A 17,262-nucleotide genomic window follows, 5' to 3' on the forward strand; every position below is an offset into this window, starting at 1 on the left:
ATACTCACTTTAAAATAAAAGGGGGAGGTACGTTTGACTGAGCAAGGACATGGAGACGAACAAGCATTATGGATTCGTTGGACAAAAAACCGAGATCCCGAAGCAGGAGACATTTTAATCAAAAAATATAAGCCACTTGTAACGTATCATGTTCAGCGTATAGCTACTGGACTTCCTAAAAATGTTTCGAGAAATGATTTAATGAGTCTCGGAATGATGGGACTCTTTGACGCATTAAATAAATTTGATATAAATCGAGATTTAAAATTTGATACGTATGCTTCCTTTCGCGTACGTGGTGCAATAATCGATGGACTGCGAAAAGAAGACTGGCTTCCACGTTCAGCACGTGAAAAGGCTAAAAAGTTGGAAGCTCAAATTGAAACACTTGAGCAAAAACTCATGCGCCATGCAACACCTGAAGAAGTTGCTGCACAGATGAATTTACCTGTGGAAGAAGTTTATCAAACCTATCAGGAGCACTTCTTTTCGAATGTGCTCTCAATAAATGAACAGCTTGATCAAGAAGACAGTGAAGGCAAATCTTTCGTCATTCGCGATGACCAAACAAAGACACCCGAACAGCAAACAATACATTTAGAGCTTTTAGGAGATTTGGCGGAAAATATAAAAAAGCTAAACGAAAAAGAACAGCTTGTCATTAGCTTATTCTACACAGAAGAAATGACATTGACTGAAATTGGGGAAGTATTGGAGTTATCTACGTCACGCATTTCTCAAATACACTCTAAAGCACTGTTTAAATTACGTAAATTATTATCTTCAGAAATGATTAATACGTAAGGAGGCGTCTGTATGAGTCTAAAAGGGCTGGAGCTGCAAATTGCTATACCAAAAACATTTGATGCTGGCAAAATGGCGGATCAGCGTCAACAAAACAATATTCTTCAGCAAATGCATGCTAATGAAACACTTAAAAAGGAAATAGAACGCAAGCAACTATCGGTAAACGAATCGGATAAAATGGATGCTCTAAAAGATGATGACGAACAATCTGAACACAATCAGTCACAAACGCAGCAAAATAAGAAAAATAAAGACCAATTGGAACAAAAAGCACAACATCCTTTTAAGGGAAATCTTTTTGATTTTAGTGGTTAGGAGAAGTTATGACGACAGTACTAATAGTTACGCTCTTTCTTGTTCAATTAATAACAATTTTTGCCATTGTCATCTTGAACAGCAAACTTTCCAAATTTCATGATTTGGAAAAGCGTCAAAATGAATTGGTGAATGAGATGGATAACGCCATTAGTGTGTATTTAATGGAAATGAGAGAAGAAAATGACCGACTAATTAATGAACTGAAAAAGCAGCCTGTTCTTCAAAGATCAGTGCATTTAAATACAGATAAACAGAGTAGTACACAGTATTCGGCAGATGAACAGATGGTAAAGAGCCAAAATCAAGCTGCCACTGTAACAAACAAAATAAATCAGGTTTCAGAACCAGAACCGCGTAAATTTATTCCTGTCAAGCAAGCTGCACATGCCTACAAGAAGCAAAAAAATCAGCAGTTTGATGAGGTTGAAGAGTCCGTGGAAACAGAATTATTCAAAGATGCCGAACATGTACCGTCAAAACCGTTAACAACTGAACAGCAAGCAGTCGAGCTTTACCGAAACGGAAAGTCAATAGAAGAAATTGCTAAAATTATGCAACGAGGCAAAACTGAAATTGAACTTCTAGTAAAGTTCCATGCGTAAAGGAGTTGCACTTGAAAGACGAGTATGATATAGTTACAAGCGGTGTTAACAATACACACGTATTTTGATGTAGTAAGTGGTGCTCGTAAGTCTACGGGTAGCTTGTTGCAGATGAAAAATGCGGAGGAAAAAAACCAAACATATTAGGAGGAAACACTCATGTCAGTAATTTCAATGAAACAATTACTAGAAGCTGGTGTACATTTCGGTCACCAAACTCGCCGTTGGAACCCAAAAATGAAGAAATATATCTTCGTAGAGCGTAACGGTATTTACATTATCGATTTACAAAAAACGGTTAAAAAATTAGAAGAAGCATACGATTTCATGCGTCAAGTTGGTCAAGACGGTGGTAAAGTTTTATTCGTAGGTACGAAAAAACAAGCACAAGAAGCGATCAAAGAAGAAGCTGAACGTTCAGGTAACTACTACATCAACCAACGTTGGTTAGGTGGTACTTTAACAAACTTCGGTACAATTCAAAAACGTGTAAAACGTATGAAAGATATCGAAAAAATGGAAGAAGACGGTACTTTTGCTGTACTTCCTAAAAAAGAAGTAATCCAACTTAAAAAAGAACACGAACGCTTAGTTAAATTCTTAGGCGGTATCCGTGATATGAAAGCTGTTCCAGACGTAATGTTCGTAGTAGACCCTCGTAAAGAGCGTATCGCAGTTGCAGAAGCAATCAAATTAAACATCCCTCTAGTTGGTATCGTAGACACTAACTGTGATCCAGATGAAATTGATTACGTAATCCCTGCAAACGACGATGCTATCCGCGCGGTTAAATTATTAACTGCTAAAATGGCTGACGCTTTATTAGAAGCAAAACAAGGTGAAGAAGAAGCTCCAGAAGTAGAAGAAGCTACAGCTGAGTAATTCACTGTTAAAAAAGGTGATAAGTGGATGAACCCCTTATCACCTTTTTTTGAGAAATGAATGTAAAAATGTGTGAATCGTTGAAACTTCGCGATTTATCGCTTAAAGTATGAAATAGTGTGAATAAATTTTTCAATATATCTAGGAGGAAACTCAACATGGCAAACGTTACTGCACAATTAGTAAAAGAATTACGCGAAAAAACAGGCGCAGGTATGATGGACTGTAAAAAAGCTTTAGTATCTACAGAAGGTGACATCGATGCTGCAATCGATTTCCTACGTGAAAAAGGTTTAGCTGCTGCTGGCAAAAAAGCTGACCGTATCGCTGCTGAAGGTACAACTTACATTTTAGAAAACGGTAATGAAGCAATTCTTTTAGAAGTAAATGCTGAAACAGATTTCGTTGCGAAAAACGACAAATTCCAATTCTTAGTTTCTTCATTAGCAGAGCAATTATTAACTGCTAAACCAGAATCAGTAGAAGCTGCTATGGAATTAGAAAAAGACGGCGTGAAAATCGTTGATCAAATTTCTACTGCTACTGCAACTATCGGTGAGAAAATTTCATTACGCCGTTTCGAAATTAAAACTAAATCAGATGCAGATGCTTTCGGTTCATACTTACACATGGGCGGCCGTATTGGTGTATTAGTAGTTCTTGAAGGTTCTACTGACGCTGCCGCTGCAAAAGATATCGCAATGCATATCGCTGCAATCAACCCAACTTATATTTCTCGTGATGAAGTTTCTGCTGACGAAGTTGAACGTGAGCGCAAAGTATTAACTGAGCAAGCGTTAAACGAAGGTAAACCAGAAAACATCGTAGCGAAAATGGTAGAAGGTCGTCTTGGTAAATATTTCGAAGACGTATGTTTATTAGACCAAGCTTTCGTTAAAAACTCAGATCAAAAAGTACGTGACTTCGTGAAATCTTTAGATGCTACTGTAACAAGCTTCACTCGTTATGCTGTTGGTGAAGGTATCGAAAAACGTGAAGATAACTTTGCTGAAGAAGTAATGAGCCAAGTTAAAGGTAACAACTAATTAAATTACAACTTAAATTTACCATAATTTAAGCAAACAGTAGGGAGCACCATTTGCGTGTTCCCTATTTTTAAAGAAATCTATTTTTGATTTAAGTGAAGTACGATACATAGAAAATACAATCGTATTTCCTTATAAATAAATGAGTAACGGAGGTCTACTATGAGTGTGTCACAATACAAACGAGTAGTAATTAAACTAAGCGGGGAAGCATTAGCTGGGGAATTGGGCTTCGGTTTCTCACCAGATGTAATTAAATCAATCGCTGCAGAAATTAAAGATGTTATCGACTTAGGCGTAGAGGTCGCATTAGTTGTCGGCGGCGGCAACATTTGGCGCGGGAAAATCGGTGCTGAAATGGGTATGGAGCGTGCCAATGCAGATTATATGGGAATGTTAGGAACAGTGATGAATGCACTTGCCCTACAAGACTCTCTAGAAAATCTAGGTGTTCCAACACGTGTTCAATCATCAATCGTTATGACACAAGTGGCAGAGCCATATATTCGACGTAAAGCAGTTCGTCATCTGGAAAAGTCACGTGTCGTAATTTTCGCTGCAGGAACAGGTAACCCTTATTTCTCGACTGATACAACAGCAGCATTGCGTGCCGCAGAAATTAATGCAGATGCAATTTTAATGGCGAAAAACAACGTGGACGGCGTTTATTCGGCAGATCCAAAATTAGATTCTGAAGCAGTTAAGTATGACACACTTACGTATTTAGACGTTATTCAACAAGGTTTACAAGTAATGGATTCAACAGCTTCAACATTATGTATGGATAATGATATTAAGCTTGTCGTTTTCAACTTGTCAGAACGTGGTAATATTAAACGTGCCGCAATGGGCGAAAAAATTGGAACAGTTGTTAGGAGAGATGCATAATGACTAAACAAGTATTGAATCAAGCACAGGAAAAAATGACAAAATCAATTGGTGCCTTCTCACGTGAATTAGCTTCAATTCGCGCTGGTGTAGCGAATGCTGCATTATTGGATCGAATTTCAGTGGATTACTATGGCTCACCGACACCTATTAACCAAATGGCTGGTATTTCTGTACCAGAAGCGCGTCTTTTAGTTATCCAACCATATGATAAATCTATTTTAGGTGAAATTGAGAAAGCAATTATGCGTTCTGATATTGGTATTACACCGACAAACGATGGTAATGTTATTCGTTTGGCAGTACCTGCTTTAACAGAAGAGCGTCGTAAAGAGCTAGTAAAACAGGTGAAAAAAGAAGCAGAAGAAGCAAAAGTGGCTGTACGTAACGTACGTCGTGATGCAAATGATGACTTGAAAAAGTTAGAGAAAAACGGAGAAATTACAGAAGACGAATTACGCGGCTTCGGTGAAGATATCCAAAAACTAACAGATAACTCAATTACAAAAATCGACGAGTTAGTAAAAGAGAAAGAAAAAGAAATTTTAACAGTTTAATCCTAAAACTTCACTAAAAGATTGTTATTGAATCCGTATTGGAATTTACTTTCCTCGGTGAAGACACTTTCGCGCTATTGGACCACTTTAGCGCGAAATCTTTTTTCTACCGTTAAAAGAACTTTAAATGGATTAAAACGTCCTGTTAGTAAGGACGTTTTTTTAATAATGGAGATAGATGATCTATGTTAACTTTTATCTGAAGTTAAAGTATAAATTGTGAATATGATACATATGCAAGTTAATAAAAGGACAATTTTGATTATTTCAAAGAAGAGTTAGTGATGTGATAAGGACATGCTATCCCTTTTTTGATATGATGGAGAAGTAGGTAGTCCGATTTGTGCAGTTGGGGGAATTAACTATGTTTAAAAAACTTTTTGGGAAAAATACAAGTAAAGAGCAACCATTCAGTGATGGAAGTATGGACTTAGTTAAGGGAGAGGATATCCCTACCCATATTGCAATTATTATGGACGGAAATGGACGTTGGGCGAAAAAACGTTCGATGCCAAGAGTTGCAGGACATCATGAAGGAATGAAAAATGTCCGGAAAATAACACGTTGTGCTTGTGATTTAGGAGTAAAAGTATTAACGCTGTATGCATTTTCGACGGAAAATTGGAAGCGGCCTAAATCAGAAGTTGAATTTTTAATGCGTTTACCAGAGCAATTTTTAACATCCTTTTTACCGGAGCTTATGGAGCGTAATATTAAAGTCGAAATGATTGGTGTAATGGATTCCTTGCCGGAGTATACTCAATCAGCTCTTAAAAAAGCGATGAATGAAACGAAAGATAATACAGGATTAGTTTTAAATTTTGCGATGAATTATGGTGGTCGCGCGGAAATTGTTATGGCGATGCAGCAACTGATGAATGACGTTGAAGCTGGAAGACTGACAATCGACGAATTAAATGAACAACATATTTCAAAATATGTAATGACAGCTCATTTACCAGAACCCGATCTATTGATTCGGACAAGTGGAGAAGTTCGCATAAGTAACTTTATGCTATGGCAGCTTGCTTATACGGAGTTTTGGTTTACTGATACGCATTGGCCGGATTTTAACGAAGCATGTTTAAAAGAGGCGATTTCTGTGTATCAAAACCGTAACCGTCGTTATGGAGGGCTGAAAGGAGAAGAAACAAATTGAAACAGCGCATCATTACTGGAGTAATTGCTGCAGCACTATTTATTCCATTCGTAATTTATGGAGGCGGACCGTTTGCGGTTTTAATGAGTATCATCGCAGTTGTTGGCTTTTATGAATTATTGAAAATGAAAGGAATTTCAATTGCATCCGTTCCGGGAATGTTAGGGACACTTGCATTGTTACTATTAGTAGTACCGAGTGATTGGTCCAAAAACGTAGTTGAATTTCTACAATATGAATCAACTTTAATGATTGTATACGGTATAATTGCCTTATTATTAATTTATACAGTCCTTGTAAAAAATAAAATGACTTTTGATGAAATCGGTTTTATATTAATTGGCGCCTTTTATGTCGGACTTGGTTTCCATTATTTTATCGAAACCCGGTTTATCGGATTAGAATATGTCGTATTTGTATTGTTAATTGTTTGGACAACAGATTCTGGCGCATATTTTGTTGGGCGTAAGCTAGGGAAAAATAAATTATGGCCGGAAATATCCCCAAAAAAGACTGTTGAAGGTTTTGTCGGTGGCATCGTCATCGCGGTATGTTTTGCTATCGCATTGCAACTTATGTACCCGATCACTTCAAGTTGGATTCAATTAATTATTGTAACGATTGTAGCATCGATTGTCGGGCAAATGGGTGACCTTGTTGAATCTGCAATTAAGCGACACTACGGTGTGAAGGATTCAGGCAATATTTTACCAGGGCATGGGGGCATTTTAGATCGTTTTGACAGCCTCTTATTTGTAGTGCCTTTACTTCATTTCTTGCACTTTTTTGCTTAATTTCTTTCAGTAAGTATGTAGATACACGCAAAAAAACAGGCTGTATCAAACGAAATTGCGTTGTAACGCAATTGATTTGTTAGGAGGAAGTATCATTGTGAAAAAAATCAGTTTATTAGGTGCAACGGGCTCCATTGGATGGCAAACGTTTGATGTTTTACTTGCACATCCAAATGCTTTTCGGCTTGTTGCTTTTTCTGCCGGAAAAAATATTGAAAAATCCCGTGAAATTATTCAAAAGTTACAACCGGAGCTAGTTTCAATGCAGACAGAGGAAGCGGCGAAAACTTTACAGAAGGAATTTCCGCACGTTTCCTTTACATATGGTGAAAAAGGATTAGTGGAAGTTGCGACACATTCCGATTCAACGGTACTTGTCAATGCAGTTTTAGGCAGTGTCGGGTTGGAATCTACACTTGCAGCAATACGTATGGGAAAAACGATTGCCATTGCGAATAAAGAAACACTTGTAACAGCAGGACACCTTGTGATGTCAGAAGCACAAAAGTACAATGCACCGATATTGCCTGTAGATAGTGAGCATTCTGCTGTTTTTCAATCAATGAACGGCGAAAATAAAAAACGTATTGAACGGATCATTTTAACAGCTTCAGGTGGTTCATTCCGCGATAAGGCACGTGATGAATTAGTCGGTGTAACGGTAAAAGACGCTCTGAATCATCCGAACTGGTCGATGGGGGCTAAGATTACGATCGACTCTGCAACGATGATGAATAAAGGACTTGAAGTTATTGAGGCACATGTATTATTCAATATGCCGTATGACAATATCGATGTATTACTGCACCGTGAAAGTATTATTCACTCTATGGTGGAGTATGTAGATACTAGCGTTATAGCGCAGCTTGGAACACCGGACATGCGTGTGCCGATACAGTATGCGCTTAGCTATCCGGATCGCTTGCCCCTTTCAAATGGTCAACGTTTAAACTTAGCCCAAATTGGACAACTTCACTTTAAGGAAGTTGATTTTGATCGATTCCGTGCCCTAAAACTTGCCTATGACGCCGGTCGAATGGGCGGTACAATTTTAACGGCAATGAATGCGGCAAATGAAGCGGCTGTCGAATTATTTTTACAAGAAAAAATAACATTTTTAGAAATTGAAGAATGTATTGAGCGTATTATGAATAGTCATAACAATATCGCATTACCAGATTTAGAAACAATTTTACATGTAGATAGTGAGACAAGAAAAACAGTAGCAAGCATGGTAAAATAGTGAAGTGCGAGAAAAAAGAGTGTCAGTCAACTATAAGTTGGACATTCATATGCGCATAGAGCGTATTTTTTAATCAGTTAACGCTAGAAAAAAAGAGAACTAACTTTATGACTCAGTTCCAATGAAGGTGGGAGATTATGCAAACAGTTATAGCCTTTATTTTAATTTTTGGCTCACTCGTTTTTTTCCATGAGCTAGGTCACTTCTTACTTGCAAAGCGCGCGGGCATAATGGTACGCGAATTTGCGATAGGTATGGGACCGAAAATTTTCGGTATGACGAAAGGTGAAACCATTTATACGCTGCGTCTTTTGCCAATTGGCGGCTACGTGAGGATGGCTGGTGAGGATACTGATACCGTAGAATTACAACCGGGTTATCGGGTAGCTTTAATAACGAACGAAGACAATATTGTAGAAAAAATTATACTAAATCAAAAAACACATTATCAAAATGTTATATTTTTGGAAGTGGAACGAGCAGATTTAGAACGTGAACTTTGGATTGAAGGCTATGATGAGGATGACCAATTCGTACGCTACAATGTATCGCGTACAGCAATGGTTGTTGAGAACGGAATGGAGCAAATGATTGCACCTCTAGACCGCCAATTTAATTCAAAATCTGTCGGTGCTCGTGCAATGGCGATTTTCGCAGGTCCATTATTCAATTTTATTTTAGCGTTTTTCATCTTCCTTGTTATCGGACTTATTCAGGGAATCCCTTCCGAAGAGCCAATCATTGCAGAAGTAATCGATAATAACGTTGCGAGCAATGCAGGTATAATGGAAGGCGATAAAGTCGTGAAGGTAAATGGTCAAGCTATTTCTACCTGGGAGCAATTATCAACACAAATATACGATAATCCGAATAAAACACTAACATTTGAAGTTGAACGTGAAACAGGAAATGAAATAATTGAACTGACACCAAAACAAGTTGAGCAGGAAGACGGCGCAACTTATGGACAAATTGGTGTTATGCGTACGATGGAAAAAAATCCACTCAAGGCAGTTGTCTATGGTGTGGAGGAAACTTACAATATGATTGTTCTCATTGGTACTCTTGTTGGTAAATTGGTTACAGGCCAATTCTCGATTGATGCTTTGTCCGGTCCGGTAGGGATATATAAAACAACTGAAACTGTTGTAACTTTCGGTCTTTATAATATTCTATACTTCGCCGCAATGCTAAGCGTAAACTTGGGAATCATGAACTTGCTTCCTTTACCGGCACTTGACGGAGGCCGCCTATTATTCTTCGCAGTAGAAGCGGTAAGAGGTAAACCAATTGATCGTCAAAAAGAAGGCATGGTTCACTTCGTCGGAATTCTGCTCTTGATGATATTAATGGTCGTAGTGACCTGGAACGATATCCAGCGATTCTTCTTCTAAAATTAATTAAGATGATTTAGCTAAGTGACCAGCAAGTAGATTGGAATGAAGGGGAGGCGACTCCTGGGGGAATAGCGTGACGCCTGAGACTACAGGCTCAGGCCACGCCCCCCGGAAAGCGTCCGACCCGTAATGGAAATCTACCCCATGTCGATGTAGAATCTCTTTTAAACAAAATAGGTTTAAAAATGACGGCTTTGAGCGTTTGTATGAATAATACTAGCGTTCAAAGCTAAATTTGATTAGTATTATAGAAGTAGCATTTAATTTAGTTAATGTGTATTCAACAATCATTGGCTATAGCGCAGATAATAATGAAATATAGATCATTCTTAAATTAAAAAAGGTGGCACTACTTATGAAACAAACAAAAACGTTTATTCCTACTTTAAGGGAGAATCCAGCTGATGCCGATGTAAAATCACACCGCATGCTAATGCGTGCAGGCTTTATCCGCCAAAACGCATCGGGAGTATACTCATACTTACCATTAGCTCGCAAAGTATTAGCGAAAATCGAGCAAATTATCCGTGAAGAAATGGAAGCAGTTAATTCCATTGAGTTATTAATGCCAGCACTTCAACCAGCTGAACTATGGCAGGAATCAGGTCGTTGGGAAGCATATGGTCCAGAACTTATGCGCTTAAAAGACCGTCATGACCGTGATTTCGCATTAGGGGCAACACATGAAGAAGTAATTACAACTTTAGTTCGTGATGAAATAAAATCATACAAAAAGTTACCGTTAACACTTTATCAAATTCAAAGTAAATTCCGTGATGAAAAACGTCCACGCTTTGGTTTATTACGTGGTCGTGAATTTATCATGAAAGATGCGTATTCATTCCATGCTTCTCGTGAGTCGTTAGATGCGACTTATGATGATATGTACCGTGCATATTCAAATATTTTCTCTCGTCTTGGCTTAAACTTCCGTGCAGTAATTGCGGATGCTGGAACAATCGGCGGTAAAGGTACTCATGAATTTATGGTTCTATCTGAAATTGGTGAAGATACAATCGCCTACTCGGATTCTTCGGACTATGCTGCCAATATTGAAATGGCGGAGGTTGTTGTAGAATATACAGCACCTACAACGCCAATGAAAGAAGTTGAAAAGATCGCAACACCTGATCAAAAGACAATCGAAGAAGTTTCGGCATTCTTAAATGTAGAAGCATCGAATGTTATTAAATCATTAGTATTTAATGTTGATGGGGAACTGGTTGTTGTTTTAGCACGTGGCGACCACGAAATTAACGATATTAAGCTTAAAAATGCATTGGGAGCTACATCTGTAGAGTTAGCTGATGATGCTGCTATAAAAGAATTGCTGGGCTGCGCACCAGGTTCAATTGGTCCAGTTAAATTACCGGTCAATGTAAAAGTTATTGCCGATAATGCAATTAAATCAATTCGTAATGGTGTAGCCGGTGCGAATGAAGATGGCTTCCACTTATTAAACGTAAATCCTGAGCGTGACTTTGCAATCGGTTCTTATGAAGATATTCGCTTTATCCAAGTAGGAGACCCTTCTCCAGATGGTGAGGGAGTTATTAAATTTGCTGAAGGAATTGAAGTTGGTCATATCTTCAAATTAGGTACAACTTATTCAGCAAAATTAAATGCTACGTTCCTTGATGAGCAGGGGAAAGCACAACCGTTTATTATGGGATGCTACGGTATTGGGGTTTCACGCTTATTAGCTGCTGTTGCAGAACATTTCCAAGATGAAAACGGATTTGTATGGCCTGCACAATTAGCTCCATATGATTTACAATTAGTACCGATTAATACAAAAGACGAAGCACAAGTACAATTAGCAGACGAACTATACGGTGTATTAAAATCGTATCGTTATGACGTGCTATATGATGACCGTGCTGAGCGTGCAGGCGTTAAATTTGCCGATGCAGACTTAATTGGCTTGCCTGTCCGTATTACAGTAGGTAAAAAAGCTTCTGAAGGTTTAGTAGAAGTGAAGTTCCGTGCGACTGGCGAATCGGCAGAATGGGCTAAAGAAGAAGTAGTAGATCGTTTAAACGAATTTTTCCGTCAAAACTAATAATTTGTTAAGATAGAGAGAATGGGAAAGTACAATTTACATGTACTTTCTTTTCTTTTTCATGTGAAGGGTCTGTTGTTGATGGGGGAATGAAGTTATCACTGAATAAGGGTGAAATTTCCGCTTATTTGATAAATTAATTGAAATTCAGCCAAAATAGAGGTAAAAATTCCTCTTATCTATGCTGAATAACATGAAAGACACTGATTTTTCAATGGATAACCGGAAAAACTACCCTTATTTACCTCTAAATGATGCTTATTTTGCAAATAACGGTAAAAACTCCGCTTATTTTAAACGAAGGGGATTGCTTTTTCGTGCCCTGCCGGAATTCCTCCACCTCATATTGAAAAAAGCATTAAAAAGAAAGGGTTGAAACAATTGTCAAAACAGGAAGGAAGACAAAAATTCCTACTATTAATCCAACAACTTGAATTAACTGATGATGTCTACATGTCCTTTTTTGAAAATGGCACACTCGAACGAGTAACCGTCCATAAAAAGAAAAGAATTTGGCATTTTAAAATTAAAATAGAAAATATTTTGCCATTCCAAGTGTATCAATTACTTCGTATGCGTCTAGCAGAGAAGTTTTCTCATATAGCCAATGTCCTATTAACAGTAGAATCCCACAATCCTGTAGTGAATGAGCAGCATATTCTTGACTATTGGCAAGTGGCAATTGAACAAATGGGTGACATGTCGCCATTATTGCGCGAAAACCTCATGAAACAAACACCACGATGGACAGGTCATAAGCTTGTAGTGACATCGATGCTGGAAGTGGAATATTTATCATTAAAATCAAAGTATACGGAGAAAATTGCAGAATCCTATAAAACATTTGGTTTTCCACATATTCCGTTAGAATTCCAACTTATCGAAGAGTCGGATGAGTTCATCGCACAGCAGGAAGCTTTTTACGAGCAGCGTAAAGAAGAGGAAGAACGTTTGTCAAAACAGGCAATGGCCGATTTTGCAGCACGTGAAAAAGAGAAGGCGAATAATCCGGGTGCTGCGATGCAAGGAGATGCTCCATTCCAAATTGGTGCACTTATAAAAAATCCAGAGCCAGTTGAAATCCGTACAGTGTTGGAAGAAGAGCGTTCAATTGTATTGGAAGGCTTTATTTTTGCTTGTGAAGTGAAGGAACTGAGAAGTGGCCGTTCATTATTGGAGCTTAAAATTTCCGACTACACCGATTCTCTACTCATAAAAATGTTCTCAAACGGTGACGAAGATGTTGTGAAAATGAAGCAAATAAGTAAAGGAATGTGGGTTCGTGTACGCGGCTCAATCCAACTTGATACATTTGCCCGTGATTTAGTTATGATGGTGAAGGATATTAATGAAATCAAGCATGAACCTCGTAAAGATCATGCTCCAGAAGGTGAAAAACGAGTTGAGCTTCATTTGCATACGCCGATGAGCCAGATGGATGCTATGACGTCCGTTGATAAATTAGTTGCCCAAGCAGCAAAATGGGGGCATCCCGCAATTGCGATAACCGATCATGCAGTCGTGCAGGCATTCCCTGATGCATATGCTGCAGGGAAGAAAAATGGCATAAAGGTTATTTATGGTGTGGAAGCAAACTTAGTGGATGACGGGAAGCCAATTGTGTATGATCCGATTGATATTGATTTGGAGGAAGCTACGTACGTCGTATTTGACGTAGAGACAACAGGTTTTTCAAATGTATATGATACGATTATCGAGCTAGCGGCTGTAAAAATAAAAAATGGCCAAGTTATAGATACGTTTGAACGTTTTTCAAATCCCCATCGCAAACTAACAGCAAAAATCATTGAACTTACACATATTACAGATGATATGCTCGTCAATGCACCAGAGCTTAATGATGTAATCCGTGAATTCCATGACTTTATTGGCGACGGGGTTGTCGTTGCCCACAATGCAGCGTTCGATTTAGGTTTCTTATATGTTGCCTACAAAAACGCAGGCATTGAAGTAAGGCATCCAGGTATTGATACGGTCGAGCTTTCCCGACTTGTAAATCCCGGACAAAAATCGCATAGCTTAAAAACATTAACGAAAAAATATAATATTGAATTAACACAGCATCACCGGGCAATTTACGATACGGAAGCTACCGGTGAACTATTCCTGCATTTACTCAAACAGTCCGCCGATTTAGGTATAAAAAACCTGATTGAAATGAATGACCATGTCGGCGGCGAAGAAGGATATAAGCAGGCACGCCCAAGTCACTGTACAGTATTGGCAGTGGATGATGCTGGCTTGAAAAATCTTTTCAAATTAATTTCGATATCGCACACGGAAACATTTTATCGAGTACCACGTATTCGCCGTTCGGATCTGCAGCGGTTACGCCAAGGTTTAATTGTCGGTTCAGGCTGTTCGAATGGTGAGTTGTTTGAAACAATGATGAATAAAACACAGGAAGAAGCCGAACGCATTGCAAAGTTTTATGATTATTTGGAAGTCATGCCAAAACCTGTTTACTCTCAATTGGTTGATGGGGGTACGGTACATGATGAATGGGCTTTGGAGGATATTATTCGCCGTATCGTAAAACTTGGTAAAAAGTTGAACCTGCCTGTTGTTGCAACAGGAAATGTCCATTACCTGCATGAAACAGATGCAAAGTTCCGCCAAATTCTAGTCGGTTCGATGGGTGGTGCAAATCCACTGAATCGTAACCCTTTGCCAAAAGTCCACTTCCGTACGACAAATGAAATGTTGAAGGAATTCGACTTTTTAGGACCAGATTTAGCGAAAGAAGTTGTTGTAACGAATACACAGCTAGTTGCAAATATGATTGGTGATGTAAAACCGATTAAAGATGACTTGTATACACCGAAAATTGAAGGTTCTGATGACGAAGTAACGAATTTAACATACGAAATGGCACATCTGATTTACGGGGAAAATTTACCGGAAATTGTACAAGCTCGAATCGATAAAGAGCTAAAATCCATTTTAGGACATGGATTTGGCGTTATTTATTTAATCTCGGCAAAGCTTGTAAAAAAATCATTGGCAGATGGATACTTAGTAGGTTCACGTGGTTCGGTCGGATCATCACTCGTTGCCACATTTATGGAAATTACTGAAGTGAATCCGTTGCCTCCGCATTATGTCTGCCCTAATTGTAAACATTCGGAGTTTATCGCAGATGGATCGGTTGCATCCGGTTATGACTTACCGAACAAAGAATGTCCAGAGTGTGGGGCACAGTATAAAAAAGACGGTCAGGATATCCCGTTCGAAACCTTCCTTGGATTTAAGGGAGATAAAGTACCCGACATCGATTTGAACTTCTCGGGAGAATATCAGCCGCAAGCCCATAATTACACGAAGGTGCTTTTCGGTGAAGAATATGTATTCCGTGCTGGAACAATAGGGACAGTTGCGGAAAAGACAGCATATGGCTATGTAAAAGGTTATGGAAGCGATAATGGTATAACGTACCGCAATGCCGAAGTAGATCGCTTAGTTCAAGGATGTACAGGCGTAAAACGTACAACAGGGCAACACCCAGGCGGAATCATTGTTGTACCGGATTATATGGATATATATGATTTCTCTCCAGTACAGTTCCCTGCAGATGCGCAAGACTCTGAATGGAAAACAACTCACTTTGACTTCCATTCGATTCATGATAATATTTTAAAACTCGATATACTTGGTCACGATGATCCAACTGTAATTCGTATGTTACAGGATTTATCAGGAATTGATCCAAAGACAATTCCAACAGATGACCCAATTGTCATGAAAATTTTTAGTTCGACAGAGACACTTGGTGTGACAGATAAACAAATAGGTGCAAAAACAGGTACGCTTGGCATTCCTGAGTTTGGTACAAAGTTTGTTCGTCAAATGCTGGAAGAAACAAAACCAACGACATTTAGTGAACTTGTACAAATTTCCGGACTTTCTCATGGAACGGACGTTTGGTTAGGAAATGCAGCCGAGCTTATTAAAGACGGTACTTGTGTATTAAAAGAAGTAATTGGCTGTCGTGACGATATTATGGTGTATTTAATCTATCAGGATTTAGAGCCATCATTTGCCTTTAAAATTATGGAATCTGTACGTAAAGGAAAAGGCTTAACAGAAGAAATGGAAGCTGAAATGCGCGCGAAAAAAGTACCGGAATGGTATATCGATTCATGTAAAAAGATAAAATACATGTTCCCGAAAGCCCATGCCGCAGCCTATGTTTTAATGGCGGTACGTATCGCATGGTTTAAAGTCCACCATCCAATACTTTATTATGCAGCCTACTTTACAGTGCGTGCATCTGATTTTGATTTAATTGCGATGACACAGGGTTCTGTCATGATTCGTAAAAAAATTGATGAAATTAATATGAAGGGGCTCGATGCAGCTCCGAAAGAAAAAAGTTTGTTAACGGTTATGGAAATTGCGCTTGAAATGTGTGAACGAGGCATGAGCTTCAAGAAAGTGGATTTATACCGTTCACATGCGAGTGAGTTTATAATTGAAGGGAATTCGTTGATTCCACCGTTTGATGCGATACCTGGACTTGGTACAAACGTAGCAAAACAAATCGTAGAAGCGCGAAAAAACGGTGAATTCCTATCAAAAGAGGATTTACAGCAACGTGGTCGTGTATCGAAAACTTTAATTGAGTACATGGATGAATTAGGCTGCCTTGAAGGTATGCCGGATGCCAATCAGCTTTCACTATTTTAAGACGAAATTATATTGTAGCATACAGCAAAAGGCAATATTTGCATTCAATAAGCCTTTATGCTATGCTAAAATCAATAATTTGTTGATAGTTCGCCAGCAAAAGAGTGGGTTTTCCCGCTCTTTTCTGTTGTTTACACAACTATTTATCTTCATTCAGCAAGCGTTTTAAAACGCTTGCTGAATGAAGATAAACCACTGGCGAATATCACAAATTTCAATTGAAACAATTCAATGAATACTCGTCTTTTGTTTAACAAATAACATCATGATTTTTAAGAGACAAAGACGCTAGGGAGGATACGATGAGCAAAGTTACGTCGATCATTGAAGAGCTAGTGACACCGATCGTGGAAGAGCTTGAATTAGAATTAGTTGATATCGAGTTCCTAAAAGAAGGACGCGACTGGTTCCTTCGTATTTACGTTGATACACCTGAGGGCGGCATTGATATTTTACAATGCGCACAAGTGAGTGAACGTTTAAGCGAGAAACTGGATGAAAACGATCCAATCGAGCAAAACTATTATTTAGAAGTTTCTTCACCAGGAGCCGAACGTCCATTAAAAAAACAACAGGACTTTGAAAAAGCAATCGGCAAATACATTTTTGTAAAAACTTATGAGCCAATTAAGGATTTAAAAGAATTCTATGGTTATTTACGCGCATATACAGATGAATATTTAGAGATCGAATTCCGTATTAAAACACGTAAAGTTACAGTACAAATTGAAAAAGAAAAAATTGCGCAGGCACGTCTTGCCATCGATTTTTCAGATAAGCAAATTTAGGAGTGAAAACAA

14 protein-coding genes are annotated in these 17,262 nt (G+C 38.5%); all 14 read left to right on the top strand.

All coding sequences use genetic code 11. From position 1 onward, the window contains the following. Positions 1 to 33: 33 nt before the first annotated feature. The 14 genes from H9632_RS01770 (at position 34) to rimP (ending at position 17,250) form a co-directional block, all read left to right on the top strand. Positions 34 to 804 (top strand): FliA/WhiG family RNA polymerase sigma factor, encoded by a 771-nt coding sequence (locus tag H9632_RS01770; protein ID WP_191702402.1) that lies wholly within the window; start codon positions 34 to 36, stop codon positions 802 to 804. A 12-nt stretch (positions 805 to 816) separates the two neighbouring features. Continuing rightward, a complete protein-coding gene (locus tag H9632_RS01775) occupies positions 817 to 1,122 on the top strand; it encodes an RNA polymerase subunit sigma (RefSeq protein WP_191702403.1) in 306 nt (101 codons plus the stop codon). 8 nt (positions 1,123 to 1,130) lie between these two features. After that, on the top strand, positions 1,131 to 1,727 hold the full coding sequence (locus tag H9632_RS01780) for a DUF6115 domain-containing protein (RefSeq protein WP_191702404.1): 597 nt from the start codon (positions 1,131 to 1,133) through the stop codon (positions 1,725 to 1,727). A 159-nt stretch (positions 1,728 to 1,886) separates the two neighbouring features. Further along, positions 1,887 to 2,609: a 30S ribosomal protein S2 gene (rpsB, locus tag H9632_RS01785; protein WP_191702405.1), complete on the top strand. Its 723-nt coding sequence runs from the start codon at positions 1,887 to 1,889 to the stop codon at positions 2,607 to 2,609. Between the two features lie 158 nt (positions 2,610 to 2,767). Then, the gene (gene tsf / locus H9632_RS01790) at positions 2,768 to 3,655 is read left to right on the top strand and encodes a translation elongation factor Ts (protein WP_191702406.1); all 888 of its coding nucleotides are present in this window, start codon (positions 2,768 to 2,770) and stop codon (positions 3,653 to 3,655) included. 162 nt (positions 3,656 to 3,817) lie between these two features. Further along, positions 3,818 to 4,543: a UMP kinase gene (gene pyrH / locus H9632_RS01795; RefSeq protein ID WP_191698381.1), complete on the top strand. Its 726-nt coding sequence runs from the start codon at positions 3,818 to 3,820 to the stop codon at positions 4,541 to 4,543. Continuing rightward, a complete protein-coding gene (gene frr, locus H9632_RS01800; RefSeq protein ID WP_191702407.1) occupies positions 4,543 to 5,100 on the top strand; it encodes a ribosome recycling factor in 558 nt (185 codons plus the stop codon). The genes pyrH and frr overlap by 1 nt, the downstream gene beginning before the upstream one ends. A 364-nt stretch (positions 5,101 to 5,464) precedes the next feature. Beyond that, positions 5,465 to 6,259, top strand: coding sequence for an isoprenyl transferase (locus H9632_RS01805; protein WP_191702408.1), 795 nt, complete (start codon positions 5,465 to 5,467; stop codon positions 6,257 to 6,259). After that, positions 6,256 to 7,053, top strand: coding sequence for a phosphatidate cytidylyltransferase (locus tag H9632_RS01810; RefSeq protein ID WP_191702409.1), 798 nt, complete (start codon positions 6,256 to 6,258; stop codon positions 7,051 to 7,053). The genes H9632_RS01805 and H9632_RS01810 overlap by 4 nt, the downstream gene beginning before the upstream one ends. A 97-nt stretch (positions 7,054 to 7,150) precedes the next feature. Beyond that, on the top strand, positions 7,151 to 8,296 hold the full coding sequence (gene dxr / locus H9632_RS01815; RefSeq protein ID WP_191702410.1) for a 1-deoxy-D-xylulose-5-phosphate reductoisomerase: 1,146 nt from the start codon (positions 7,151 to 7,153) through the stop codon (positions 8,294 to 8,296). Positions 8,297 to 8,433: 137 nt separating this feature from the next. Then, positions 8,434 to 9,690, top strand: a complete 1,257-nt coding sequence (rseP, locus tag H9632_RS01820; protein ID WP_191702411.1) for an RIP metalloprotease RseP — start codon at positions 8,434 to 8,436, stop codon at positions 9,688 to 9,690. Between the two features lie 358 nt (positions 9,691 to 10,048). Next, complete coding sequence (locus tag H9632_RS01825; protein ID WP_191702412.1) at positions 10,049 to 11,755, top strand: proline--tRNA ligase; 1,707 nt, start codon at positions 10,049 to 10,051, stop codon at positions 11,753 to 11,755. 381 nt (positions 11,756 to 12,136) lie between these two features. Continuing rightward, on the top strand, positions 12,137 to 16,462 hold the full coding sequence (locus H9632_RS01830; RefSeq protein ID WP_191702413.1) for a PolC-type DNA polymerase III: 4,326 nt from the start codon (positions 12,137 to 12,139) through the stop codon (positions 16,460 to 16,462). A 302-nt stretch (positions 16,463 to 16,764) separates the two neighbouring features. Continuing rightward, positions 16,765 to 17,250 (top strand): ribosome maturation factor RimP, encoded by a 486-nt coding sequence (gene rimP, locus H9632_RS01835; RefSeq protein ID WP_191702414.1) that lies wholly within the window; start codon positions 16,765 to 16,767, stop codon positions 17,248 to 17,250. The last annotated feature ends 12 nt before the right edge of the window (positions 17,251 to 17,262 follow it).

The organism is Solibacillus merdavium, from assembly GCF_014836935.1.
Classification (GTDB): Bacteria; Bacillota; Bacilli; order Bacillales_A; family Planococcaceae; genus Solibacillus; species Solibacillus ferritrahens.